Here is a 25,346-nt window from a genome sequence, read left to right on the forward strand (position 1 = left end):
CTGGTATAATGGACAAGATTGAATTTAGGAGTAAAGGGGTTGAATTTTTTGCCGTACAAAGCGTTAATTGAAGCGCATGTGGGTAGCTGGGAAGTCGCATTCATGCTATTGATCGTTGCCTACATCCTGTATCGCGTGGGTAAAGCAAAAGCAGGCAAGATCGTACATATGCTGCTCAGACTCATGATGGTCATCATTCTTGTATCGGGAGCTTGGATGCTTTTCGTGGGTCACGCAACAGATTTCTATTTCTACATGAAGGGCATCATCGCGGTTATCGCCTTTGGTTTGATGGAAATGTCTCTGGGCAAAGCAAAGCGACAAGAAGGCAGCATCGGCTTCTTCATCGGCTGTATTGTCGTTTTGGTGCTGGTTATTCTGCTTGGCTATCGCGTATTTATGTAAGATAGGCAATACGGGAAGGAAAAGGGTTTCCTCGCAAGAAATAATTGCGGGCGAAGGCCCTTTTTTTGTTGGGACGGGCACGGACAAGCCAATTAGCAAAGGGAGAGCGGGGGCCATATTACTCTATGCACATATGTTAGAGGGGAGAGGTGAGGAAAAATGGCCTATCCTTCTGACAGTCAATTCATCCCGTTTATGCTCGGGGGAAGTCCATTCGGAGACGTCCCAAACGATGAAAGTCCCGGCTCTGCCGACATGGTAGGAAACTCTACGTTTCCCGTTGTCTTTTTGGCGTATGATGGAACGAATCTTTACTTTCGGATGAGAGTCAACGAAGATCCAAGAAATTCGCAGAAAACAGGGTTTCAAAATTTTGCTTGGGGATATTTAATCAATACAACCGGAGTGGCTGGCACATACCAATGGATGTTGGGCGTGCAAGGCTTGCGTAATCGTATTGCGTTGATTCAAAACACGATTGTTGAATTCAACTCGTGGACGGATCAGGCAGAGGGCACAAACGGCAGTGGAGCGCCGAACTGGCAAGCGCCGATTATCAATTTTGACACAGCTCGTGTGCGGCTGACGAATGACGGCTCTAATTTCAGCGGCAATCCTGATTACTTCATTGATCTCGTCATGCCAGCTGCTACTTTTTTTTCTACGATCGGTGTTACCTCCCTTACTTCCCTTCAATTCCTGCCCTTTACCTCTACCAATGACAACAATTACAACAAGGACTCTCTGCGGACCAGTGAAGGTTTTAGCTTTGTCAATTCCTTGAGCAATACGACTACCATAGCGACGGGAGACGTACGGGCCAGTCTCGCAATCGACAAGCAGCTAACAGCAGGACCGGCAGTCGTTACCACAGGACAACTATCGCAATGGACGGGATCGATCAGTGTTACCAATACGGGGAAGAGCCAGGCAACGACAGTCGTTGTCAACGATTTGAATGAGCTGGATCAGGTAACGGCTTTTACAGTAAATACAACAAGTATCGGCTCTGTCATCTATAATCCCCTCACGAAGGTGCTCAGCTGGACGATCGGCAATTTGGCCGCTGGTTCTACTGCCAGCTTGTCATTTACGGTCAATGGGGTTTTCGCGGTCTCTCCAGGCGGAACACGGCGATTAAACACAGCGACAGTCACGGGCGTAGATAGCTTTTCTGGCGGGATGCTTTCTCCTGTTCAGGATAATATTGTCATCACGGTTAACTTGGCTGGAAGTGTTGCTGGCGTAGTGCTTGACCAGTCCACGAACTTGCCTGTGGCAGGTGCGCATGTCGAGCTGTATGATTCGATTCCCGTACTAATCGGAACGACGACAACGGACACAGATGGTGCCTATTCGTTTACTGGATTGGCTCCTGGTCTGTATTCTGTGTCGGTGACCGCGCCGACTTATGACCCCAAAATTCAGTTCGTGAGCGTTTTAGCAGGGCAAACCACAAGATCAGACATTCTGCTTCCTCCGAGTCCAGGTCAGGTGAATGGGACGATAACAAATACCGGATTGGCACCCATATCAGGGGCAGTGGTAAAGCTCATTAATACGACAGGCGTGACCGTAAACCAGACAGTGACAGGGGGAGGGGGGACCTATTCGTTTACCAATGTCGTGCCGGGTGCCTATACCCTTGCAGTCAGTGCGGATACATTCCAGCCAGCAACAGTCGCAATCAATGTCATTCGAGCCCAGACGACTACACAAAATGTAGTGCTCCAGACATCCGTTGCCCAGCTATCCGGTCTGGTGACAGGTCCGGGTGGCATACCAATTGCCGGGGCATTGGTGGAAGTGCTGAACCAGACAGGTATTACGCTGACGGAAACGACAACAAATGGAGCTGGCACGTATCTGCTGACCAAGCTCGCAGAGGGTGTTTATCAAATCCGTGTCAGTGCCGCAGGCTTTTCCACACAATTAGCTGGAATCAGTCTGCAAGCGGGCGATGCCAAAGTCCTTGATTTTTCTTTGACGACTGCATTTGGAACGGTAAGTGGAACCATTTCCGATGCGCAAACGGGTGAGGAAATCCCAAATGCGAGCATCAAGGTGGTAACTCGTTCGGGAATTGTTGTAGGAGAGACATTAACCGACGTGAATGGAGACTACTCCTTATCTTTACTAGGTCCCGAAACCTATGTCCTTGCGGCTGCTGCAGAGGGGTATGCGGGCCAAACGGTTGGGATAGGAATCATTGCTGGAGCTACTACAACGGTTGACCTCCAATTGGAAAAGCTGGCAGGGGTATTGAATGGGACTGTCTCGGATACAGGGAGCAATCCGCTTGGTAATGCCACTGTCATTGTAATGAAGGGAATTGTTCCTGTGGCGCAGGCCATTACCGACAGCGCTGGCACCTTTTCCTTCCCGCACTTGGCCCCAAGCACGTATACCGTAACCGCGTCGGCTTCTGGTTATTCCACTGTTGTGTTGGGGGCAACTGTGCTGCCTCAGGAAATAGCTTCCCTTGCTTTTGTCCTGCAAGCTTCTCCGGGATCAATTGCAGGACAGGTGGTCGACAGCGGCAGTCAGCCGATTCAAGGTGCCACTGTCATCATTAGGGAAAATACGGCAGCAGGTGCTGTTGTCGCTACGGTATTGACTGATGGGAACGGACAGTATGTGGTACCTAATTTGCTACCGCAGGCGTATGTTGTCATCGTATCTGCTCCAGATAAAACGACAGTGATCACAGGGGCAGTCGTCACCTCGTTGACGACAACAACGGTGAATGTACAGCTGGCAGATTTGCCGGGAAGCATTTCAGGTTCGATTTTCGATGCTACGTCGGGTCTACCGATCACAGGTGCTTCGATAGAGGTTAGTGTGTTGAACCAAGCTGGGGCAATCATCGCCCATGCAAATAGCGATCTGTCTGGAAATTACGTGATCACAGGGCTTGCACCCGGAGTTTACACGATTACCGCACGTGCAACCAATTATGAAACGAACAGTGCTTCCGCCACTGTACTTGCGAATACGAATACGCCTGTCAGCTTGTCGTTGTTTGCGAGTCCGGGTGAGATCCAAGGACAGGTGCTCGCTGCAGGGACGTTGCAGCCGATTGCCGGTGCACAAGTAAATGCACTCGATTTCAATGGCTCCGTCGTGCATTCGGTATACAGCGATAGTCAAGGAAGCTTTGTTATCACGGGCTTGGCAGCAGGTCAATACGTCATCAGGGCTTTAGCGGATGGCTTTCAAACCAATCATGTCGGAGCCGTTGTGCTCGCGAATACAACTACTCCTGTCCAGCTTCAGCTCAATCAGGATTTCGGTTTTATTAGCGGGACAGTAGCACCTGTCGTACCGGGAACCATCATTCAATTGTTTGATATCAATAATCTGTTGATTGGTACAGTCGTCGCAGATGGGAATGGGGCTTTTTCATTTTCAGGAGTCGCACCAGGTTCTTATATTCTTACAGCTACCGCTCCTGGCTACGCTGTGCAATCTGTTGGGGCGATCGTACAGCCTGGGCAGACGGCCAACGTTTCCTTTGCGCTTACCCTGAATCCGGCCAGTATTTCTGGAACCGTGCTAGACACGGGGATGCAGCCGATTGTCAATGCCGTTGTCCGTATACTGGATTTGAATGAGACGACAATTGGCTTTGGCTATACGGATTCAAACGGGGCCTATACAATTGGCAACCTGCCTGCTGGATCATTTGTCGTGGTGGCAAGTGCCCCTGCATATGTTACAGGCTCGGTTGGTGTTACACTTGGACCCGGTGAAAATAAGATCGGAGTAGACTTTACCCTTGAGGCAAATGCAGGCGGGATTAGTGGACAGGTGACGGATGCGACGAATCCCGCGATAATCATTGCAGGCGCCGTTGTACTGATTCGTTCCATCAGTAACGGAAATGTAGTGGCTACAGCAAGTACCGACCAGACGGGTAGCTATTTGATTCAACATCTGTTGCCGGGTGCTTATACCGTCACGGTAAGCGCGCCTAGCTATGCTGATCAATCAGTAGGGGCCAATGTAGTCAGTGGAGAAACGACGGGGGCGAGTGTGGCGCTCTTGCCAATGCCTGGGTCCATCGTGGGAAGTGTCATAAACAGCTTGGGTGTACCTGTTATGGGAAGCGAAATCAACGTCAAGCTGATGGATAGCAATCAAGCCGTCATACAGAGCTTGCTCGCGAATGAATCGGGTGTATTTTTCATTGGGAGTGTCGCTCCCGGTGTTTACACCGTTATCGCGTCAGCGCCTGGCTATGCCGTAGGAAGTATCGGCGTGATCGTGACGGCCAATACGGCAACTTCAACGACCGTCACGTTACCTGACTTGCCTGCGGCTATCTCGGGTGTGGTGACCAATCAGATGACGGGATTCGGGATTCCGGGAAGCACCGTGCTCATTACGGATGGCCATGGCGTTGTGCTTGCTCAATTATTGACAGATGATCAAGGCAATTTTTTGGCAGAGAAGCTTCCGCCGGGTGTCGTAAATGTAACCGTTTCTGCGCTGAATTTTGTATCTGTCTCGCAGGCGGTTATTTTGCAAGGGGGCATAACCACCAACTTTCAGCAGCAATTAGTTCCCAATCCCGGCAGTTTATCCGGTGTTGTGACTGATCTGGAGACGGGCTTGCCGATCATTGGTGCAAAGGTAATCGTCTTCGACAGCACCCGTGCCGCTGTGGGCTCCGTATTGACTGATGCAACGGGTAACTTTTCACTTGATAGGCTGGCTCCTGGAGGGTACACCGTCAATGTCAATGCAACTGGATATGCAAGCGATGTGGCTGGCGCACAGATACAAGCAGGCGTTGCGTCTGTATTAAGCTTTGCGTTAAACGAGTTGCCCGGTGGGATAGCTGGTACAGTGCGAGAGGAAGGTACGGCCTTGCCGATTGCCGGTGCGGTCATTACTGTTCGACAGGGAAGTCCGTCTGGAACGATTCTGGCTATTGTCCTGACGAATGCGCAAGGTCAGTATATGGTGAGTGGACTTTCCCCGGGGAGCTATACACTGATCGCAAGTGCTACGGGATTCGCTGCTGAGGCTTCAACAGCTATGGTCGGATTGGGAGAGACTACCGGTCTTGATTTTTCTCTGCCGAATCTGCCTGCAAGTGTTACAGGAGAAATTAGTGACGCCATTCTCAGCACGCCTTTGCCGAATACGCTCGTCCGCTTGCTGGGCAACAATAACACGATTCTCTTTTCTACCCAGACAGACGCTCAGGGAATTTACTTCATTGATGGATTTGTGGCTGGAAATTACACCATTTTGGCAAGGAACGAAAGCTATCAGAGGGAGAGTGTCTCCTTTGATGTAGCGCCTGGGGGTACTGCTACAGTCAATATCCCACTGGACCCGAATCCTGGTGTTTTGCAGGGCACTGTCAGGGATGCACTTGATGGTACGCCACTGGTAGGGGCGGAAGTTTTGATCTTTTTCCCTGGCACAAACAACTTGTTGTCTCGGACGATTACGGACGGTCTCGGTCAGTTTAAAATCGACGGCTTGGCCCCCTTAACCTATACACTTGCGATTAGCGCTCAAAACTACACCACCCAGCCTGTTGGTGCGACGATCTTTTCCGGACAGACCACTACGATTGAAGTGGGGCTGCCCCCTTTTCCAGCTGCTGTAACAGGTCAGGTACAGGGTGCTGGTGGAGGAGTTGTTCCGAATGCATTGATACAAGTGAAGGATTCTCACGGGACATTGTTCGGCAGTGCGATTACGGATAACCTGGGCAACTTCGCTGTTGGCAATCTGCCGCCAGGAACGTATTTCATAAGCGCAAGTGAAGACAACTACGCAGCGGCAACGCAGAGTATCACCGTGACTGCTGGACAAACACTTGGCGGAGTCATTCTGACGATGTCTCCTCTACCAGGGAGCATCTTCGGACAGGTGACCAATCAGTTGACGGGACTCCCGATTACAGGGGCAGCTGTTGCAATTCAGCTATTTTCTAACGGCTTGTTTGTTGCCAACACCGTTACGAATCAGAGTGGGCAATTCCAGGTGAATGGCTTGACAGCTGGCGTGTACAATGTCATCGCAAGCGCAGATGGCTTCGGTACACATTACAGTACAGTTACGGTCGCAGGTGGACAGACGACCGTAGCGACAGTCGAGCTATTGCCAATCGTGGGAACGATATCCGGGATTGTTCTCTTGCCGGACGGAACCCAAGCTAGCGGAAACAATATTCAATTATCGCTATTCAACTCAGCTCAGATTCGCCTGCAAAATATTCTGGCTGAGCCGGATGGAACCTTCCATTTTGTCAATGTCGCTCCGGGGACGTATACCGTTATCGGGACCATCCCGGGCATTGGTACCGGTCAGGCACAAGCGGTCGTTTTGCCGAACCAAACAACCTTTATCATCATCCGCCTTTCTCAAACGGGTACGATACAAGGAACGGTTCGATCCGGTTTAACAGGTTTGCCAGTTGCTGGAGCGACCGTGTATGTGCAAACGGTGAATCAACCAATCAGAAAGACGGTGGTGGTCCAAACAGACAGCTTTGGCAGGTATAAGGTGACTGATCTTGATCCTGGCACCTACTTGGTTGTTGCCAATGCGATGGGGAGTGGAGAAGCGAGAGGGACAGTGACGCTAGGTGCAGGGGAAATCGTGACGCTCGATCTGGTGCTGCTTCCAGCAGCAATGAGCGGATCTTTGCGAGTCGCAGCATGTCCGACCATTTTGTTTACCCCATTTTGATATTTTAGAGAATTACTCCACTAAAAATAATTAATATGGCGGATAACTCCTTTTTTGATATAATAGCTGTAGAAATACAGCTATTTTGTTTTGGGTAAAAACAACTGAGAAAATCCTGACTTTAATTCAAGGGGGAGCGAGCCATATGGTGAAACAGCAGGAGGAGCTGTCCCCTCCATTGACAGCTACCATCACGAAGACAAATACGCTTTTGCATATTCAGAGTCTCCTTCCCTCCTTTACGAAATCGGAGCAAAAGGTTGCCCACATCGTCCTACAGCAGACAGATAGCGTGATTTATTCATCGGTGATTGACCTTGCCGAAAAGGCGGGAGTAGGTGAGACGACCGTTTTGCGATTTTGCAGGAAAATAGGCTTCCATGGCTATCAGGAATTCAAGCTGGCATTGGCGCAAGAATTGGTTAATCCAGTCAAAAACTTGCATGGCGAAGTAGGAGAAGACGATTCACTGGATATCATCACGCACAAAGTAACCGCAACCAATCAACAGGCGATTGGGGATACCTCAGCTTTGTTTCAGATCGAACAGCTGGAGCGCTGTGTAGACCTTTTGCAAAAAGCAAACACGATCCATTTTTACGGAGTAGGTACGTCAGCGGTAACAGCACAGGATGCCAAGTACACGTTCTTGCGGATCGGGCTTCGAGTGGACGCTTTTAATGAATCACATCTGCAAGCGATGGCTGCAGCGACTCTGGGACCGGGGGATGTCGCGATCGGCTTGTCTGTATCCGGCAGTACGAAAGACACCATTGATTCATTGAAAGTCGCCAAGCAGGCAGGCGCAACTTGCATTTGCCTGACGCACTATCGACGTTCACCGATTACGAATGTAGCGGACATTACGCTTCTGACCGCAGCGCAAGAAGGTCCGTTGCAGGGAGGCTCTCTCGCAGCAAAAATTGCACAGCTGCATGTACTGGATGTTATTAGTACCACAATAACAATGCGCAACAAGGAAAAGGCCCTTTTATATAAAGAGAGAACAGCGAAGGCTGTACTGGAGAGAAAATACTAAAAGCATTCTGAACTTATATTGGATAGGAGTGGTTGGAAATGAAGCTCGTGATCGTGAAAGATTACGCGGAGCTCAGCAGAAAAGCTGCTGAAATGCTCGTAAGCGAAGTAAAAGCAAATCCGAAGACCGTCTTTGGCCTTGCAACCGGAGGCACACCAGTAGGGATGTACCGTGAGCTGATCAAGCTGTCGCAAGCAGAGAGCATCGATTTTTCGCAAGCGAGCAGCTTTAATCTGGACGAATACGTCGGACTTTCCTCGACTCATCCGCAAAGCTATCGCTCGTATATGCAAGAAAACTTGTTCAATCACATCAATATTCCTGCGGAGAAAACACATGTGCCAGCTGGGAATACGACAGATCTTTTGGCAGAGTGTGCACGCTATGAGGAAGCGATTCGTTTGGCAGGCGGGATCGACATCCAGGTGCTGGGGATCGGCAATAACGGCCATATTGGCTTCAACGAGCCTGGCTCCTCTGCGGAATCATTGACACGCGTGGTCCAGCTCACTGAGAGTACGATTGAAGCAAATGCCCGCTATTTTGATAGTGTGGACCAGGTTCCGACTCAGGCAGTTTCCATGGGGATCAAGACGATTCTTGGCACTAAAAAAGTTGTACTTCTCGCAAGTGGAGAGGCAAAGGCAGAGGCAGTGCGATTGATGCTGGAGGGTGAGCCTACGGCAGATGTACCAGCTTCCTTATTGCAACTGCATCCGAATGTAACGGTCATTGTGGATCACGGAGCAGCGAGTAAGCTGACAACCTCCGTACTGGCAGGAACGAAACCAAGCGGCAGCTAATGCGCCGCTTGGTTTTCATTTTTCTTGTTCACCAATCTGTTCCGAATACGCACTTGTTCCTTATGCTATACTGGGAATGTTGCAAGAAGGTCACCAGATTTTTCAAAGGAGCTGATTTAGAATGAGCGCAAACGAAGCGTTGCTTACATTAGAAGGTTGGTATACGTATCATAATTTCCGCACCATCAATTGGGAAAAGTGGAAAGCAGCGTCCGCAGCAGAACGCCAAGAAGCGTTGGACGAGCTGAATACATTGATCCGCACATGGGAAGCGAATGAGGGAGAGAACCAAGGCAGCACGGCTGTCTACTCCATCCTCGGACACAAAGCAGACCTCGTGTTCATGTTCCTGCGTCCAACCATGCAAGAACTCGATGAGATCAAAACAGCGTTCAACAAAACCCGCTTTGCTGCCTATACAGAAGCTCCTTATTCGTATGTATCCGTAGTAGAGCTGAGCAACTATGTACATAACCCAGGTGAAGATCCAAAAGCGAATCCGCACGTGCGCGACCGCCTCTATCCGATCCTGCCAAAATGGGAGCACATCTGCTTCTATCCAATGAACAAAAAGCGTGATCTGCAAGACAACTGGTACATGCTCTCCATGCAGGAGCGCCAAGAAATGATGCGCTCCCACGGCTTGATCGGTCGCTCCTACGCAGGTCGCGTGAAGCAAATCATCGGTGGCTCCGTTGGTTTCGACGATTGGGAGTGGGGCGTTACCCTCTTTGCCAACGATCCGCTGGAATTCAAGCATATCGTCTACGAAATGCGCTTTGATGAAGTGAGTGCGCGCTTCGGTGAATTCGGCAACTTCCTCGTAGGAAACGTATTGAACGTAGAAACATTGGCGAAAAAGCTGGAAGTATAATCAACATCCCAAAAAATCCGCTGTGCGAGATCTTCGCATTGGCGGATTTTTTTATGTGAGCCTTTGTTTTTCAAAAATGGTAAAATTAGGCTGTTTGGAATTGGAGAGGAGAGGTTGATTTGTGTTAAAACGTACTTCATCGTGGGGACTTTCACTCGGCGTGACATTGTCCATTTTGATGACGACTGTGTTCGCTACAGGAGCGGCTGGAAGTTTGGCTCCAGTCGTACATGCAGCCGAGAAGACACTTTCGGAGGAAGAGGCAATCGCGCTTGCCCAGAAACAGTTGAAGAATCTTGGTGAGTACAAGCTGCTAAGTGCCGAATTCGTGGACGGCATTGAAATGTTATGGGGAAATTCAATATGGTATACCAGCTGGAGTAAGGAAAATGGTAGAAATTTTGGTGTTCAACAGGATGCAATATCAGGGGAAATATGGGTATATGAGTATCGTGGAGAAGAACGGGAATTGGATACAAATCAAAAGAAGCTTACAGAAGATCAGGCGTTCCAAGTGGCGACTCAATTTCTTAAGCAAGTAGCGACAGAAGAAGAACGGAGCCGTTTATCCAAGCCCAATGAATATCCTGATTCGGATATTTTCCATACGCGTGATAAACCGGGGATAGATGTCAACTTTACTCGTATCGAAAACGGGATTCCTTTTCTGGAAAATGGGTTTCGACTGATAGTGGGCTATGATGGGGAAGTGATCTATTTTGAGCGGCGCTGGACAGAGGGGAAACTACCAGATGCTTCGAAAGTCATAGAGATAGCGGAAGCTGAGAAGAAATGGGATGAAGGGGCGACTCCAACATTTTTGTACAAGAATATGGCGTCCAGCTTTCGTAAGGAATCTGAATCATATCAGCTCGTGAATGAATTCCAGAGAATCGACCCGCAGTTTGTCGATGCCATCACAGGAAAGATGCTCGATTCGTATGGACAGGTTGCTAAAGAAAGGAAGATACAGCCTTTAGGGAAAACCGTTCCTCCAACCCCAATAGAACGAAAGCTCATTACGAAAGAAGAGGCGCAAAAAATAGCAGAGCAACAGCTCAAAAAGCTCCCTGGTACATACCGTTCGAATGGCAGGATCACTGAATCAAACTCAGGATCTGATGAAATGAGCTGGTTTTTCGAGTTTATTTCGCAACCAGGGGATGGTGAAAAGTCAGATACTGTAATAATAGCGATTGACGTCCTTGGAAATTTAGTCCATTACAGTGTGAATGCAAAAATCAGGTTCAACGAAGAGAGCAAGAAAATAGAAAAGGGCATTACCTGGGAACAAGCACAAGAGAGTGCGCGAAAACTCGTACAAACATTCTACTCCGATCAGTTAGGAAAAATTTATGCGGTCGATTACGTTCCGCGAGAGAAAAGGATCAAAGAAATCTGGGAAAACGATGAACCGTATGAAATCGAATTTGGCTATCTCATAAACGGCATACCGGTATATAATACTATCTTTCAAGTCGATGTTGACGCTGAGTCAGGGGAAGCAGTGGATCTGTATAACTCTGAGTATAACGATGTACCTTGGGGTGATTCATCTCTTTCTCCCAAAAATAAAGATGGTATCGATCTGAATACGGCGAAAAAAGTCGTGAAAGAGAACAAGAAGCTCATGCTCACTTACTTTCATCCAAAAGTAGATGGGAGCTATGGAAGAGATAAAATGCTCGAACAACCACTCCTCGTCTATCGTTATGTGGGAGAGAAAGGGATCGTCACAGCAGATGGCAAGTGGCACAGTTTTGCAGAGGAGCGCAAGAGGAATAGACGCCTTTGAAAATTAACGAAAGCTTGTCTTTGGTTCCCTGGTACTTTTTGATACAGTATAGTGAGATGAAACAGCAAAGTATTTTTGACAGCGGAGGGGAACAAGACTGGGCTTTCTCAAGTTTAAAATTGGTTATCGTACGTTAAAAACAGCCATTGGAACGGCTGTCTCGATTCTGATCGCCCAGCAGCTAGGCTTGATGTATGCTTCTTCTGCGGGGATCATTACGATCTTGTGTATCCAAGTAACAGTCAAGCAATCGTTTCAGACAGCGTGGAATCGGATTCTAGCTAGTTTATTGGGGCTGGGAATTGGGGTTTGCCTGTTTTCCCTTATGGGCTATACGCCGCTTGCCATTCTCCTTTTCATTTTGCTTTTCTTGCCGCTCGCAGTGCGATTTGGCATTCAGGAAGGCTTCGTCAACAGTATGGTTGTACTCATGCATCTGTATTCTTCCAAGAGAATTGACGGGATGCTACTGCTGAACGAGGTCGCTTTGCTCGTCATCGGTGTGGGTGTAGCCTTATTGGTCAATCTGTACATGCCGAGCCTCGATAAAGAGCTAAAAGGGATGCAAGTAAAGGTGGAGAAGCTGTTCAGCAAAATCTTGCGGGAGTTCTGCTATTACTTGCGTCACGGAGAAAGTGATTGGGACGGGAAAGAATTGATTGAAACAACAGGGGTATTGGAAACAGCGATTCGTTTAGCCTCGCGAGATGTTGGCAATCGATTGGGCCGCCGCAATGATTCGTACTACGAGTATTTTGTGATGCGACAAAAGCAGTTCGAGTTATTGGAACGCATGATGCCGATCGTCTCTTCCTTGGATCATCAGGTAACAGAGAGCCATCGGATCGCAGATTTTCTCGAGCGAATCAGCGCCTCGGTGCACCCGGGCAATACCGCCTACCGCTTTATCGATCAACTGCGCGTGATGCAAGAGGAGATCAAGGCAGCAGATTTGCCGCGAACGCGAGAGGAATTTGAGACGCGTGCCTCGCTGTTCTATCTTCTTCGAGAGATTGAGAGCTATTTGTTCATCAAGCATGAGCTAGGCAAAAACAGGGACGAAAAGGCTCAGACGGCAAAGAGTTAGACAAGCAGTAGTGCGTAACTATGAAAGAATTGTAGAATATCGAGGGAGGGGCTGCGAATATGTTCGCAGTCTTTTTTTTGTTTTTCGATAAAAATTTCGTGAACTTTTCATTAAAATCAAAAAATTGCACCGTTGTCCTAGTACGCTTTTGAACTTACTTGTATACCGTGTACAAGCGGCGAAAAATAAATCAAAAGAGTAGGATCAAGGAGATGAGAGTGACCAGATGAAATTAATTGTGAATGAAAAAGAGTTGAAAGAGTATTTTCAAGGGCTGCGGCGTCTCGTCTGGGGAAAAGAACGGACAGACGAAGGACACGCAAATGACAAGGAAGAAGCCATTCGCAGTTCGCTTCGCAAAGAGCTGTATGCAGATGAGTTCGCCGCATTTCTGCAAGAAAACCACAGTGATTTGCGACGTGATTCTTTTCGAAAAGTGCTGCTGCGTTATTTGCATGAAACCGTTGAGCTGGGAACAGATGCAGGGAGTGTCACAGGCGTCCTGGATGAGGTTGGTCGGGACTATGCTGAAATCATAGAGTCAGGCGGTACTCGTGTGCTGATTCGTTTCGCGCAAATTAACTCTGTTCAAGAGGTGTAAGGAGGAGAAGACAAATGAACTATGTACAGAAATTGAGAACGTTTATAGGCGATAGTGTACAAGTTGTAACTGGATTCGATGTGGTTTCCGGTGAGTTGCTCGGCGTGACCAATTCGACATTAACCGTGCGTGCAGCAAGTGAGCCAGGCTATGGCGGTGGTCAAACAGTCGTATTTCAACTGGACCGCATCACGTATGTGCGTGTCGTCTAATGGTGGGTCGGCAAGGGAGAAGGGGCCAAGCGCCCCTCTCCATTCTCATTCCTGCCATGCATGGGACAGCTCATCTGCCAAAGCTGATTGCCGTATGTAAGCAGCTTGCACCTCTGGAGATCATTGTGATTTCGAAAAGGACCCTGGAGCATGGCTCTGGTATTCGCGTCGTTCCTGCAGAGGATGCTGAGAATCTGTTTTCATGGAGGAGAGAGGCTGCGAAGCATGCGAGAGGGAGTGTCCTGCTTTTTCTCGGCGAAGAGCAAATCGATTCTCTGTCTGGATTGCAGCGCTTCTTGTTCCCGATTTTATATGGAAAGGCACAGGTCGTTTTGCCCCAGCATGATTCTCGGAACAGAAAGTTGATAAAACCACAGCCCATCCACAGTTTTTCCTTGCTGGTAAATAACCTCTTCGGTCGCTCTGATCTGCGTGAAGCTTCCTTGCTGGACACACCTCACGCGATGACCAGAGAGGCACTTTCCAAAATCGGAGTGGAACAGTTGGCACAGCCTGCACAAGCCCACAAGCGGGCAGTTGTGGGCGGGCTGTCTATTACCGCGCAAATCATAGGAACGGGGACGGAAGAAAGGTTGTTTTTGCCTCAGCTCCACGGTTCGTTGCTTAAAGAGCTCTCTTTGTATGAAAAGCTGGTGATTGCCGAACAGCTTGATCTTGTCTCACATCTTCCTTTTCGTGGTGGATTGTCCGATGGAGGCAGGCGAAGAGATCTAGCAGAGAATGTGAGCGGTACAAACAGTGGGATACCTGTTAGGCAGGTAGGGAAATGTCCCTTACGACAAACAAGTCTGTACAGCGGGAAAACGGTATCCGTGATCATTCCAGCCCTTAACGAAGCAGCGACAATTCAGCAGGTGATCCGTGAAGTTCTTCGGCTGGAGCCAGTTGAAATTATAGTGGTCGTCAATGGCTCGGATGATCAAACAGCACAGCTTGCCCGTGAATGCGGAGCGACGACCGTAGAGTTCCCATATGCATTGGGAGTAGACACAGGACGGGCGATTGGGGCAAGTCTGGCAAAAGGCGACATCCTGCTGTTTGTCGATGCGGATGTGATCATGACCGCGCATGATTTGTATCCATTTGTACTCGCATGCCAGCGCGGCGTGGATGTTGCGTTGAATGATGTTTCTGCTTTTTTGAATCAGCCTTGCGCTGACAACGTTTTTGTGGCTTGTCGCCAAGCTCTCAACTTGGCTTTGAATCGTAAAGATTTAGGGATCGGGTCTATGGTGACCGTCCCCTTTGCCTTACGCAGGGAGGCGGTTGCTCCGCTCGGGTGGCCCATACTGCTTTGCCCGCCTAAAGCACAAGCAGTATACGCACAGGCAGGTGTAAAGATGGAATTGGTTCATCAGGTGAACAGCTTCTCCTCCAACCGACTCCGGCCAGAAAAACACTTCGCCAGCTCCGGAATGCCCCCAGCCGTTGAACAGATTGCGGGTGACCACGTGGAAGCCTTGCAGTTTCTGGTGAAAGGACGGTAGCGAGGATGCGTTGTGAAATCAAGAAGACTGGAAGGAGGGAATGAAATTGGCAAAACAGCGAATAGAGGGTCTCGTTAGTGTCGTTATTACGAATTTCAACAGAGCTGCTTATATACGAGAGTGTCTGGACAGCATTCTTCAGCAAACCTATGAGAATTGGGAAATTGTCCTGATTGATGATGCTTCGACGGATCAATCGGTAGAAGTCGCCAGAGAGTGGCTGGAACAAAATGAAAGGTTTTTTCCGGGAGACAATCAGGTACTGATTCATGCGCTCCCTCGCAATGTTGGCTTTGCGGGTGCCATCAACTTCGGGCACTACATGAGCCGAGGTGAGTTCATTGCGAATCAGGACTCGGATGATTTCTCTCATGTCCTGCGCCTTTCGCGGCAGGTTGAGTATTTAAAAAGTCATTCCCAGATTGATTTGGTCGGTACGAATTATTACGCCTTTTCGTCCGATCACCCGGAAAAAAAGGAGCTTGCTACTTGGATCAAGTACGGCGATGACATTCGAAAGGTATATGGGAAAGGCGGACACTGTGTCTGTCACGGTACCTGCATGTTTCGGGGGCGCTTGTTTGATCAGGTTGGTGGCCCGACTCGTCGGATCGACGGTGCAGAAGACTACGAATTTATCGCCAAAGCCTTGAATGCGAGAGCAGACGTCAACAATATCGCAGAAGCATTGTACTATTACCGAATCCACGCTGAGCAGCGTTCGGCGCACTATTATCGGAAAAAGGGGGTGTGAAAATTTGAATAGCAGTAATGATCGCATCTTGATGGTGCTGGATAATTTGGGGACAGGCGGAACCGAGACACATGTTCTTAGCATAGGCAAAGCGTTGCAAAAAAAGGGCGCCCAACTGTTTTATGCTGGCGGGAACGGCCCCCTCTATCAAGCGTTTGTCGATGCAGGTTTTTTAGTTGAACGAATCGACTCCGCACGGGAACCCCTCTCGGCACGCGGGCAGCATTTGATCGAGAGTTACCAGGGGGTTATGAAGAAGCATGGCATTAGCATCGTCCATGTGCATCAGACTCCTTCAGGCTTACTCGCCGCTACTGCCGCTAATCAGTTGGGCATACCCGTCGTATTTACCTTGCATGGCACGTACTATCCAAAGGATGAAGCGATAAAAGTGGCACAGCTCTGTTCCGCTGTCATCAGTGTGAGCAAACCTGTCCAACTATTCTGGGAAAAGCTAGGGGTGAAAACCACACTCATTTCCAATGGGATTGATGTGGAAGATTTCCGGCCTGACTCTGCAAAAATGGTGAAGCTACCTTCCTTGCCGTCTGATGCCACAGTGGTGACGTATGTCAGCAGGCTGGCTTGGCAAAAAGCAACGGTGTGCAACATGGTGTTGCGAGCAACCAAAACATTGCGTAGTGAAATCCCCAACCTGCATATCGTGGTGGTGGGTTCGGGTGCCCAGTCCATTCATGTACATGAGCTGGCAAAAGCGTTAAATAAAGCAGCAGGGCAGCCCTATATCCACATTGTGGGGGAGCAAACCGATGTCCGACCGTATTACGCAATCAGTGATTTGGTGATTGGAACAGGCAGGGTCGCACTCGAAGCGATGGCGTGCGAAAAGCCAGTGCTTGCGATCGGAAATCATGGCTACGTCGGGTTGGTCGCGCCTTCGTCTTACGATTTAGCTTGGGACTGTTACTTCGGTGACCACTCCTCTGTGCAGAAGCCATCTCCTCAGCTGATCGATAGCGCTCTGCGTCAAGCGTGCCGAAACCGGAGTCAGCTGAAGGAAATAGGAGGTCTGGGAAGAGCATGGGTCCAATCCAATTTTCATATCACGCAGAAATGTGCCTCCTTGCTTACCATCTACGCTCAAGTGAAGAATGGGGGAGGTCAGATGAATATGAAAAAAGTCTTGTACGTAGGTTGGCTAGGGTTCAAAAATTTGGGTGACGAACTGATGTGGCATGCCTTTCACGATTTGTCCCGCAAATATCTCGACCCAGCTAAATACAAGGTGATTCCTTCGCTGCCAGGGGTTGACCTCAACGATTTAAGCGAATATGACACCGTCGTTTTGGGGGGAGGCTCGCTTCTTGTCCCCGGTTATGTGGATGTAGCCTATCGAGCAGTTGAACAGAAAAAGCGGCTATGGATCTGGGGGAGCGGATTCGATTCACAGGATAAGGTGCAGCTCGATTCCTCTGGCATATTAACGACGAAGCTCATGACAGACAATGAAAAGATGAGCCAGACGCTGCAAAAAATCGCGGAACACGCTACGTTCTTTGGTGTACGAGGACCGGTTACTCTTCAATACCTCCAGCAAGCGGGAGTAGGCGGCAAAGCATGGATCAGCGGAGACCCAGGAATGCTGCTCCTTCCTGCATCACCAGCAGCAGAGGTAGACAAAAGCAAGCGATTAACCATTGGTATCAACTGGGGGACATCCTATAATCGCATCTATGGGAAAAACGAGGACGCCGTAGAGGATGCACTGGTGTATGCAGCCAAGAGGCTCATCAAGTTAGGCTACGATATCCATTTGCTGACGATGTGGGGACCGGATCGGGAAGCCATAAAAAGACTGCACAAAAAAATCGGCGATCCAACGCATACGATCCTCGACTTGGAGCTACACGACCATTCAAAAATGCTGGAGCTGATGAAAGGGTTTCAGGCGACGATTAACTTTAAGCTGCATGCCAATGTGCTGAGTGCCGCTGCTGGAGTTCCATTCGTCTGCTTAGCGTATCGCATCAAAAGCATCGACTTCGCTTACTCCTTGGGTCTACCGGAGCTCCTCGTCTCAACAGATGAGCCACTATTAGCGGAACGAATTCTCATTTGTACCTGGGATGCAATCGCACGCAGGGAGCAGATCGCAGCAAAAATAGCAGCCAGTCAAAAAAAGATGATGGAGAATTTGGAGCAGCCGTTTATCCAAGGTCTGCTGTAAATCAAAAGGGGACCTGTGCTTCGCTACAGGTCCCCTCTTTCATTCATGAAAAGTGACGAAAATCAGTACTCACCGTGCTCCCGCAAGCTGGCTACAGGAACACTCATCTCCTGATCCGGCTGGTTGAGCGGGTATATCCTTGCCATGTCGTTGTCATCATCGATGTGCTGGATGTATACGGGTATTCCATCGCAGGTAACATTCGCCATAACGGGTGAAGCGGCGATTTCTTTCGCGCGCTGTTTATTCATTTTGACTCCTCCTGTCATTCGTAACAGCTTTAATATGTACGTCAGCCAAGCAAGGTATACTTTTTGCGCCTGTTGACATTTCCTAAAATATGTAATAAATTGAAGGGGAAATTACTACGAAATCGTACTAAAAGGAGTCACCGGTATGCAGCAACTATATGACCTCTTTCTGAAAACCGGTTTGCGTCCGTTCGCCTTTATGTCTGATACGATGCAGCTTGAAGAAAAACTGACTCGCTCCGATTTGTCGACCCTCCTCATATTGCTGTTCCGCGGAGACTTGACCATGTCAGAGCTGGCGCAAGAGATGGGGGCGCCGCTTAGTTCGATGACCAGCATCGCGAAACGGCTTGAACGCAAAGGATACATCGCGAGGGCGACCTCTGTAGAGGATCAACGGGTGAAGCTCGTCACACTGACACAACCAGGCAAACAGCTCGCAAAAGAATCGGAGCAAATGATGTTGGCGATGCTGGGCAGGCTTCAGGAAGCATTTACACCGGAAGAAATGGAGCAATTCACCACCCTGTTACTCAAGGCAGCCAAGGTATTTCAGGAGGGAGGACCTGTCAAGTCGCGCGAAACAAAGGTTCGTTCCATCAAGATCAACATTGAGGAATAGTCGGTTCGAGCCTGCTTCTTTTTTTGTCTAATTACTACGAAATCGTATTAAATGGATTGGAAGGAGAGAGTCGAGATGAGAATCGTCATTTATACCGGAAAAGGTGGGGTTGGGAAGACGAGTGTCGCAGCAGCAACGGCTGTTAAGCTGGCAAAGCAGGGAAAGAGGACGCTCGTACTCAGTACGGATGCCGCACACAGTTTGGCAGATTCATTGGGGACTGTGATCGGACCAGATCCCGTACCAATCAGCGAAAATTTATGGGGCCAGGAAGTAAATAGCTTGCGGGAAACCGAGCGCAACTGGGGAGCCGTTCAGGGATGGCTGACAACACTGCTCGACAAAGCACAGCTGACTGATATTACAACGGAGGAGATGCTCGTTTTTCCTGGTATGGAGGAATTGTTCAGTTTGCTACAGATCAAGGAACACGCCATGAGCGGGCAGTTCGACGTCCTGGTAGTCGATTGTGCCCCAACCGGAGAAACACTGCGTCTGCTCAGTTATCCGAACGTATTGAATTGGTGGTTGGAGAAAATTTTTCCGACGGAGCGCAAGCTGATCAAACTGGTTCGCCCAGTGGCTAAGATCGTCAACAAAGTAGAACTTCCTTCTGATGATGTGCTAGACAGTGTCGAGCAGCTCGCTCGGGGGCTGGAGGAAATGCAACGAATTGTTTTGGACCCGGAGATTACATCAGTGAGGATCGTTGTAAACCCAGAAAAAATGGTGCTCGCGGAAGCAAAGCGCTCGTTCACGTACTTGAATCTGTTCGGGTTCAATACGGATGCGATCATCGTGAATCGGGTGCTTCCGGATGAAGCGGGAGAAGGATTTTTTGCCTACTGGCGAGAGCTGCAACGAAAGTATGAGAACGAAATCGTGGAAAACTTTCAGCCGCTCCCGATTTTGAAAGCACCAATGATGCCAAAAGAAGTGATTGGGTTGCCCATTCTAGAAGAATTGGCTGACATCGTTTTTGGAACAGAAGACCCATCCGCCAAGCTTTATCAGGGCAGAACGGAACTGATTCGAGAAGTGGACGGCGAGATGCATTTGGAGCTGACGATTCCTTTTGTAGATAAAGCAGCCTTGGATTTAACGCAAACAGGGGATGAATTGACCGTAAATGCGGGTGCCTACAAGCGAAAAGTTATTTTACCACGAGTATTAATGGGACGACAGGTTACGGGAGCGAAATATGCGGAAGATCGGCTGATCATTCGTTTTAGCGAAAGGGAAGGGGCTGCCCAACATTGAGACGTACTGGATTGAATCGGGTGCTGACGATTCTTGGGAATATGGAACAGCATGAAACCAAGCGACATGTGAAAAATGCCTGCAAAGAATGGCTACTCGCATCGCGGTCAGTGATCGACAGCATGATCGATGCGTTACAGGATGAACAGGAACGTCCGAGGGCTCATAAGATCAACATTTCCAAGGAATAGAATAGGCCAAATTGAGAGGAGAGAAATGACATGGTAAATGGGATCAAGCGCCAAATGGGTTTCACTCTCATCTTGACAGGACTGCTGCATACGGTTGTCGGACTTTTTTTCTACGCGGAGCCACTTCAGCAGATCGTCGCAAATGGCTTTTGGAATGCGGTAGGGCGAGAGGAAGATGCTGCTTTCTGGTTTATGATGTTTGGCTTTTTGTTGATTTTGCTCGGATATATGGCGGATTGGCTGATGAAAAAGAAGGGAATGGAGCCGCCGATTGCTTTCGGGTGGACGATTCTTGGCATATGTGTGGTCGGGGTGATTGCCATGCCTGTATCGGGCTTCTGGCTAGCCTTACCACAGGCAGGCATCTTGCTTCGCAAGTGATGTAAGAAATTTGCGGATAGGTAGATGGTTCAGATAAAATGAATGTACCATTTTCCATATGTTTCAATATCCGAGGATGGGATTGTCTATAAAAGAAAGATGGGGATAACACGATGGAGCACATCTATAACGTCCAAACCTTAATCAAAGAATCGCAAAAAAACAGAGTGAAATACTTGTTCTTTTGGGGACATACACAGAAGGAGTCAGGCACTATCGATAAATCATGCTTCAGCCAATGGTATCCGGCCGCTTTTGTAGAGGACGGTATCACGTACTTGACCGCTGAGCATTACATGATGGCGAAAAAGGCTGAGCTGTTCGGTGATCTTGCCATTCGTGATGAAATACTCAGGAAAAGCCATCCAAAACAAGCGAAGGAATTGGGACGAAAGGTTCATTCCTTTGACGAGGCTGTGTGGAATGCGAACAAGACGGCGATCGTTCGCCAGGCAAACCTATTAAAATTCAGCCAGCATGCCGATTTGAAAGCGTACCTCTTGGACACAGGTGACCGTATTATTGTGGAAGCGAGTCCTTATGATCGGATATGGGGAATCGGGATGGCCCACGATCATCCGCATGCGGAACAGCCCGAAAAGTGGCGGGGAGAAAATCTGCTCGGTTTTGCATTGGTGGCAGTCAGGGAGCAGTTACGTTCATGATCCAGGTTGCCCATCTTTTTTGGGGGGAGCAAAACAGAAATAGACGTACAAATACGCCATTCTTTCCTATGATTATTCAGAAAGAATAGCGTATTTTTTCCTTTTTGCCTACTTGCTAAATTCTGTAAGTAACATATTTTTAAAGTTAGCTTTACCCAAATTGTTCAAATTGACGGTCAACATATGCTTGCCTCCAAGTGTACCCCCAACAAGAGTAATAAACCCTGGAATGCTACCTGTATGTCCCCATATCGAAACACCGTTTGGAAGCTTCGTTTCATAGATTCCAAGACCATATCCGCTGATTTCAGCACTTCCTGTAGGAACTGTAGTAAGCATTTCTTTTAATTGCTGTTCCTTCAGTAATTTGCCACTGAGTAAGTAAGAGAAGAATTTATTTAAGTCGTCGGCAGTAGAAATCATATCCCCAGCCGAGCTAGCTATACTTGGGTTATAATAAGTAACGTCTTTTAGCTCACTTGCTCCGTCTGGATGGAAATATCCACGGGCATGGTTGGTGCCTGGAATAACGCTCGAATTGCCAGGTAGGAATGTATTCGACAATTCAAGCGGTTCAATAATCCGATTTTCAATCTCTTCCGCATAGCTGTTTCCGGTTATTTTTTCAATAAGGATACCCAGTAATACGTATCCTGTGTCTGAATATGACCAGCCCTTTCCTGGGGCAAAGTCTGGAGGCAGAGAAAGCCCAATCTTTACTAATTCTTCAGCGGTATATGATTTTTTGGCATTCATCATATCAGCATCTTTTGATCTTAAGTACTCAGCGATACCACTTGTATGGTTCAATATCTGCCGGATAGTAATCTGGTTACCATCATATCCGTTTCCTTGAATGACACCAGGCAACCATTTTTCGATGGAGTCGTCTAGATTCAGGCGATTCTCTCCAGCTAATTGAAGTACAACTGTTGCGGTGAACGTCTTCGTCACGCTGCCAATGCGAAAGCGAAAATCTGTTTCCATTGGTTTCTTAGTGCTCAGATTCGATACCCCAGCAGCGTAACCCCATGTTTTTCCATCCTCATAAGTTTTAGCGAGTATCCCCGGGTTTCCAAGTTGCAATATATCCCGCATTGCTTGCTTGACGGAATTACGATCTCGTTGAGTGCTTGTTTGTAACGAACTAGATACATTTTGAGTGGGCTCTGCTTTTACAATTGAGGTTGGCGTTATGTATAACAGGGAACTTCCAGCTATTAAAAGGGCCAGACTTGCAAATGTAATTTGACTACGTTTTTTCATAAGGCATTTCTCTCCTCTATTTATATTGTATAGGTGATTGCTTGTTCTTTTCCTTGAAACACTCTTGTTAAATGGTTTGTTTTTCATATATAAGTCATATTTGTTCCGCCTTTCACGCCGCGTTGTTTTTTTATCATACAGAATGAAAATCTCTTTTTTCTTACGCATTCCTTACAAATTACTTATGTTTAAAATAGCTTGACATTGTGCTGCATTAAAATTTGTTTTTACACGAAAAAGTGGTTGAGCAGACATCGTGCTGCCCAACCACTTCTTTCTTTATTGCACAGAAAACGCAGCTTTGACCTGGTCCAAAGACATGACCATCTGCCCATACAGCTTCCCGTCTGGAGTTGCTGGATCATAGGGATTGGACTGAGGCAAGGAAACGACGTATACCAGCCCATGCGTTTGTGCCAGTACATCACCCAGCGGCGGTCCTTCCAATTTGGACAGGTGATTCCAATGTGGTACCGTCATGACAAAAATGGTGAGGAGTGAGGATCGCTCCTCCTTTCGTTGATTGGGAGCGAACATAAAATGCGCTTCGTATTTCGTCGGCACATCCAGCTTGCCCTCCAGTGGCTGTTGGCGAGGGGGGCGCTTAGTCGTCGATGAGAACTCCTCCACGATGTAATTTCCGGTCCAAGAGGGAGGGATGGCAAACGTAAATGTCTCGGTGATCGGGATCGGCACCGTGAACTGATTGTTTATGGTTCGACCTTTGATCTCATCGGTTGTCGGTCTTTTGACTTCCCGCTCAGGGTCAGATGGAGCCGCTTGCTGTGGCGGTGGCGCTGCTTGTGGACCTGTCAGTGAACAGGCGGAGAGCAGAAAAATGAGGATGAGTCCTACATAGAAGTACGTTGCTACTTTCATCACGGTCCTCCTTGATGTATAAAACACTCCCGCTTATTCATTCCACGCAAGGAGGAAAACTATTCCATAGTCTTATCGTGAATATTTATTCAATAAAACATATTTTTCTTGAATATCAGAAAATATATAATTATAATTTAAATCAGAAATCATTTCCGGTATTCGGAAAAATTAATGCGCAATTCATCCGGGACATAAATGGGGGATAGCAGGATGATTGAGGTTAAGCAGCTTGTCAAATCTTTTGGCCCGTTAACCGTGTTGAAGGGCGTTACGCTCACGGTGGAAGAAAAGGAAGTTGTCGTCTTGCTTGGAGCCAGTGGCTCAGGAAAAAGTACTTTACTCCGATGTTTGAATTTTCTGGAATTTTATGACGGCGGAGAGATTCGAATCGGTGGTCAGCAAATTGATCCACACAAGACGAATCTGAATCAGTTCCGCGCCGAGGTCGGCATGGTTTTTCAGCACTTTAATCTGTTTCCGCACAAGACAGTTTTGGAAAACTTGATCGAGGCACCTGTTCACGTCAAAGGGATGAATGTAGCAGAGGCCAAACAATTAGCGTACGAGCTCCTGAAAAAAGTGAATATGCAGGATAAGGCCGATGTCTACCCAGACATGCTCTCTGGTGGACAAAAGCAACGGGTTGCCATCGCCAGGGCGCTTGCGATGAAGCCGAAAATCATGCTTTTTGATGAGCCAACCTCTGCACTCGATCCCGAGCTCGTCGGTGAAGTGCTACAAGTCATGAAGCAGCTCGCCAAAGAAGGAATGACAATGATCGTCGTGACACATGAAATGGGGTTCGCTCGTGAAGTAGCAGATCGGGCGGTGTTCATGCACGATGGGCAAATTCTGGAGCAGGGACCACCGAGTGAATTCTTTGAGAATCCGCAGCATGATCGTACCAAGCAGTTTTTAGGTAGCATCCGGTAAAATCCGCTACATCTAAATAATATAGAGATGAAAAACAGGGGGAATCACCAATGAAAAAACGTGCAAAATGGTCCGGAATTTTGTTGTCCACGGTTCTAATGGGCTCGCTGCTACTCTCAGCTTGTGGATCACAGACAAGCACACCGGCAGCAGGTGGACAAGCTTCTGGAGACGGTGGAAAGAAAGATTTTACGTACGCCATGAGTGGCGTGTACAAGCCGTTTAGCTTCAAGGAAAACGGGCAACTTACTGGCTTTGACGTAGAAATTGGACAAGCACTGGCAGAAAAAATGGGCATGAACGCAGTGCCGATCACCAATCCATTTGAAACGATCATCCCCGGTCTGGACGCGAAAAAATACGACGCTGTCATCGGGAGCTTGACCGTCACACCTGAGCGTCAAAAAGCTGTTCTGTTCACCAATCCGTACTACCGTTCCGGTTCGCAAATTTTCGTGCAAGAGGGCAATACCACCATCAAGAGCAAAGAAGATTTGAAGGGCAAAAAGATCGGCGTAGTAAAAGCATCCAACTACTTGGATTGGGCGAAAAAGCTGACCGATGAAGATAAAATCACGCAGTATGATAGCGATATCACCGCTTTGCTCGACCTGCCGACAGGACGCCTCGATGCCGTGATTACCGACCAGGTAGTTGGCTTGCGATTCATTAAAGAAGGCGGAGGAAAAGTAATTGACGTAGGCGAACCACTGAGCTTTGACGAGCAAGCGATCGCTGTGCGCTTGGGTGACCAGGAGGCAGTAGATCGCCTCAACAAGGCGTTGGACGAGATCGTTAAAGACGGTACCTATGAAAAGATCAGCCAAAAATGGTTTGGCCGCAATATCCTGCAAAAACAGTAAGTGGGCAACGGGGTGTCCGTGATGGATGCCCCCCTTTTTAACGCTTCATGTG

The 25,346-nt window shown here is 48.3% G+C and carries 22 protein-coding genes; 19 read left to right on the forward strand and 3 right to left on the reverse strand.

Annotated features, from left to right (window positions below; translation table 11 throughout):
* Window positions 1-39: 39 nt before the first annotated feature.
* The 12 genes from HPY27_RS22655 to HPY27_RS22710 all read left to right on the forward strand — a co-directional run bounded on the left by HPY27_RS22655 (window position 40) and on the right by HPY27_RS22710 (window position 17,980).
* On the forward strand, window positions 40-405 hold the full coding sequence (locus tag HPY27_RS22655) for a YisL family protein (protein ID WP_174226026.1): 366 nt from the start codon (window positions 40-42) through the stop codon (window positions 403-405).
* Window positions 406-564: 159 nt separating this feature from the next.
* Window positions 565-7,119, forward strand: a complete 6,555-nt coding sequence (locus tag HPY27_RS22660; RefSeq protein WP_174226027.1) for a carboxypeptidase regulatory-like domain-containing protein — start codon at window positions 565-567, stop codon at window positions 7,117-7,119.
* 145 nt (window positions 7,120-7,264) lie between these two features.
* Window positions 7,265-8,158: a MurR/RpiR family transcriptional regulator gene (locus HPY27_RS22665; RefSeq protein WP_017252190.1), complete on the forward strand. Its 894-nt coding sequence runs from the start codon at window positions 7,265-7,267 to the stop codon at window positions 8,156-8,158.
* A 38-nt stretch (window positions 8,159-8,196) separates the two neighbouring features.
* A complete protein-coding gene (gene nagB, locus HPY27_RS22670) occupies window positions 8,197-8,961 on the forward strand; it encodes a glucosamine-6-phosphate deaminase (protein ID WP_174226028.1) in 765 nt (254 codons plus the stop codon).
* Between the two features lie 121 nt (window positions 8,962-9,082).
* Window positions 9,083-9,835, forward strand: a complete 753-nt coding sequence (hemQ, locus tag HPY27_RS22675) for a hydrogen peroxide-dependent heme synthase (protein WP_017252188.1) — start codon at window positions 9,083-9,085, stop codon at window positions 9,833-9,835.
* Window positions 9,836-9,956: 121 nt separating this feature from the next.
* Window positions 9,957-11,630, forward strand: a complete 1,674-nt coding sequence (locus HPY27_RS22680) for a YcdB/YcdC domain-containing protein (protein ID WP_371814357.1) — start codon at window positions 9,957-9,959, stop codon at window positions 11,628-11,630.
* A gap of 118 nt (window positions 11,631-11,748) precedes the next feature.
* Window positions 11,749-12,717, forward strand: coding sequence for an aromatic acid exporter family protein (locus HPY27_RS22685; RefSeq protein ID WP_371813490.1), 969 nt, complete (start codon window positions 11,749-11,751; stop codon window positions 12,715-12,717).
* 226 nt (window positions 12,718-12,943) lie between these two features.
* Window positions 12,944-13,318, forward strand: a complete 375-nt coding sequence (locus HPY27_RS22690) for a hypothetical protein (RefSeq protein ID WP_017252184.1) — start codon at window positions 12,944-12,946, stop codon at window positions 13,316-13,318.
* 14 nt (window positions 13,319-13,332) lie between these two features.
* On the forward strand, window positions 13,333-13,530 hold the full coding sequence (locus HPY27_RS22695) for a hypothetical protein (RefSeq protein WP_144612861.1): 198 nt from the start codon (window positions 13,333-13,335) through the stop codon (window positions 13,528-13,530).
* Window positions 13,530-15,038: a glycosyltransferase gene (locus HPY27_RS22700; protein ID WP_254612967.1), complete on the forward strand. Its 1,509-nt coding sequence runs from the start codon at window positions 13,530-13,532 to the stop codon at window positions 15,036-15,038. The genes HPY27_RS22695 and HPY27_RS22700 overlap by 1 nt, the downstream gene beginning before the upstream one ends.
* Before the next feature lie 46 nt (window positions 15,039-15,084).
* Window positions 15,085-15,792 carry a glycosyltransferase family 2 protein gene (locus HPY27_RS22705; protein ID WP_174226029.1) on the forward strand — a complete coding sequence of 236 codons (708 nt, stop codon included), beginning with the start codon at window positions 15,085-15,087 and terminating at the stop codon, window positions 15,790-15,792.
* A 4-nt stretch (window positions 15,793-15,796) separates the two neighbouring features.
* Window positions 15,797-17,980: a polysaccharide pyruvyl transferase family protein gene (locus HPY27_RS22710; RefSeq protein WP_174226030.1), complete on the forward strand. Its 2,184-nt coding sequence runs from the start codon at window positions 15,797-15,799 to the stop codon at window positions 17,978-17,980.
* A 62-nt stretch (window positions 17,981-18,042) separates the two neighbouring features.
* Here the strand turns inward: HPY27_RS22710 and HPY27_RS22715 are convergent, their stop codons facing one another.
* A complete protein-coding gene (locus HPY27_RS22715; protein ID WP_017252179.1) occupies window positions 18,043-18,231 on the reverse strand; it encodes an H-type small acid-soluble spore protein in 189 nt (62 codons plus the stop codon).
* Between the two features lie 145 nt (window positions 18,232-18,376).
* Here HPY27_RS22715 and HPY27_RS22720 point away from each other — a divergent pair, with 145 nt between their 5' ends.
* The 5 genes from HPY27_RS22720 to HPY27_RS22740 all read left to right on the forward strand — a co-directional run bounded on the left by HPY27_RS22720 (window position 18,377) and on the right by HPY27_RS22740 (window position 21,350).
* The gene (locus HPY27_RS22720) at window positions 18,377-18,853 is read left to right on the forward strand and encodes a MarR family winged helix-turn-helix transcriptional regulator (protein WP_174226031.1); all 477 of its coding nucleotides are present in this window, start codon (window positions 18,377-18,379) and stop codon (window positions 18,851-18,853) included.
* A gap of 75 nt (window positions 18,854-18,928) precedes the next feature.
* Complete coding sequence (locus tag HPY27_RS22725; RefSeq protein WP_174226032.1) at window positions 18,929-20,113, forward strand: ArsA family ATPase; 1,185 nt, start codon at window positions 18,929-18,931, stop codon at window positions 20,111-20,113.
* Window positions 20,110-20,304, forward strand: coding sequence for a hypothetical protein (locus HPY27_RS22730; protein WP_017252176.1), 195 nt, complete (start codon window positions 20,110-20,112; stop codon window positions 20,302-20,304). The genes HPY27_RS22725 and HPY27_RS22730 overlap by 4 nt, the downstream gene beginning before the upstream one ends.
* Before the next feature lie 30 nt (window positions 20,305-20,334).
* A complete protein-coding gene (locus HPY27_RS22735) occupies window positions 20,335-20,685 on the forward strand; it encodes a DUF6463 family protein (protein ID WP_017252175.1) in 351 nt (116 codons plus the stop codon).
* A gap of 113 nt (window positions 20,686-20,798) precedes the next feature.
* Window positions 20,799-21,350 carry a riboflavin biosynthesis intermediates N-glycosidase gene (locus HPY27_RS22740; protein ID WP_017252174.1) on the forward strand — a complete coding sequence of 184 codons (552 nt, stop codon included), beginning with the start codon at window positions 20,799-20,801 and terminating at the stop codon, window positions 21,348-21,350.
* A gap of 108 nt (window positions 21,351-21,458) precedes the next feature.
* Here the strand turns inward: HPY27_RS22740 and HPY27_RS22745 are convergent, their stop codons facing one another.
* On the reverse strand, window positions 21,459-22,616 hold the full coding sequence (locus tag HPY27_RS22745) for a serine hydrolase domain-containing protein (RefSeq protein ID WP_174226033.1): 1,158 nt from the start codon (window positions 22,614-22,616) through the stop codon (window positions 21,459-21,461).
* 279 nt (window positions 22,617-22,895) lie between these two features.
* The gene (locus HPY27_RS22750) at window positions 22,896-23,495 is read right to left on the reverse strand and encodes a hypothetical protein (RefSeq protein ID WP_017252172.1); all 600 of its coding nucleotides are present in this window, start codon (window positions 23,493-23,495) and stop codon (window positions 22,896-22,898) included.
* Between the two features lie 213 nt (window positions 23,496-23,708).
* Here HPY27_RS22750 and HPY27_RS22755 point away from each other — a divergent pair, with 213 nt between their 5' ends.
* Window positions 23,709-24,431: an amino acid ABC transporter ATP-binding protein gene (locus tag HPY27_RS22755; RefSeq protein WP_017252171.1), complete on the forward strand. Its 723-nt coding sequence runs from the start codon at window positions 23,709-23,711 to the stop codon at window positions 24,429-24,431.
* A gap of 50 nt (window positions 24,432-24,481) precedes the next feature.
* Complete coding sequence (locus tag HPY27_RS22760; RefSeq protein WP_173624035.1) at window positions 24,482-25,294, forward strand: ABC transporter substrate-binding protein; 813 nt, start codon at window positions 24,482-24,484, stop codon at window positions 25,292-25,294.
* Window positions 25,295-25,346 lie beyond the last annotated feature (52 nt).

The organism is Brevibacillus sp. HB1.1 (assembly GCF_013332445.1).
In the GTDB taxonomy this organism is placed as follows: domain Bacteria; phylum Bacillota; class Bacilli; order Brevibacillales; family Brevibacillaceae; genus Brevibacillus; species Brevibacillus porteri.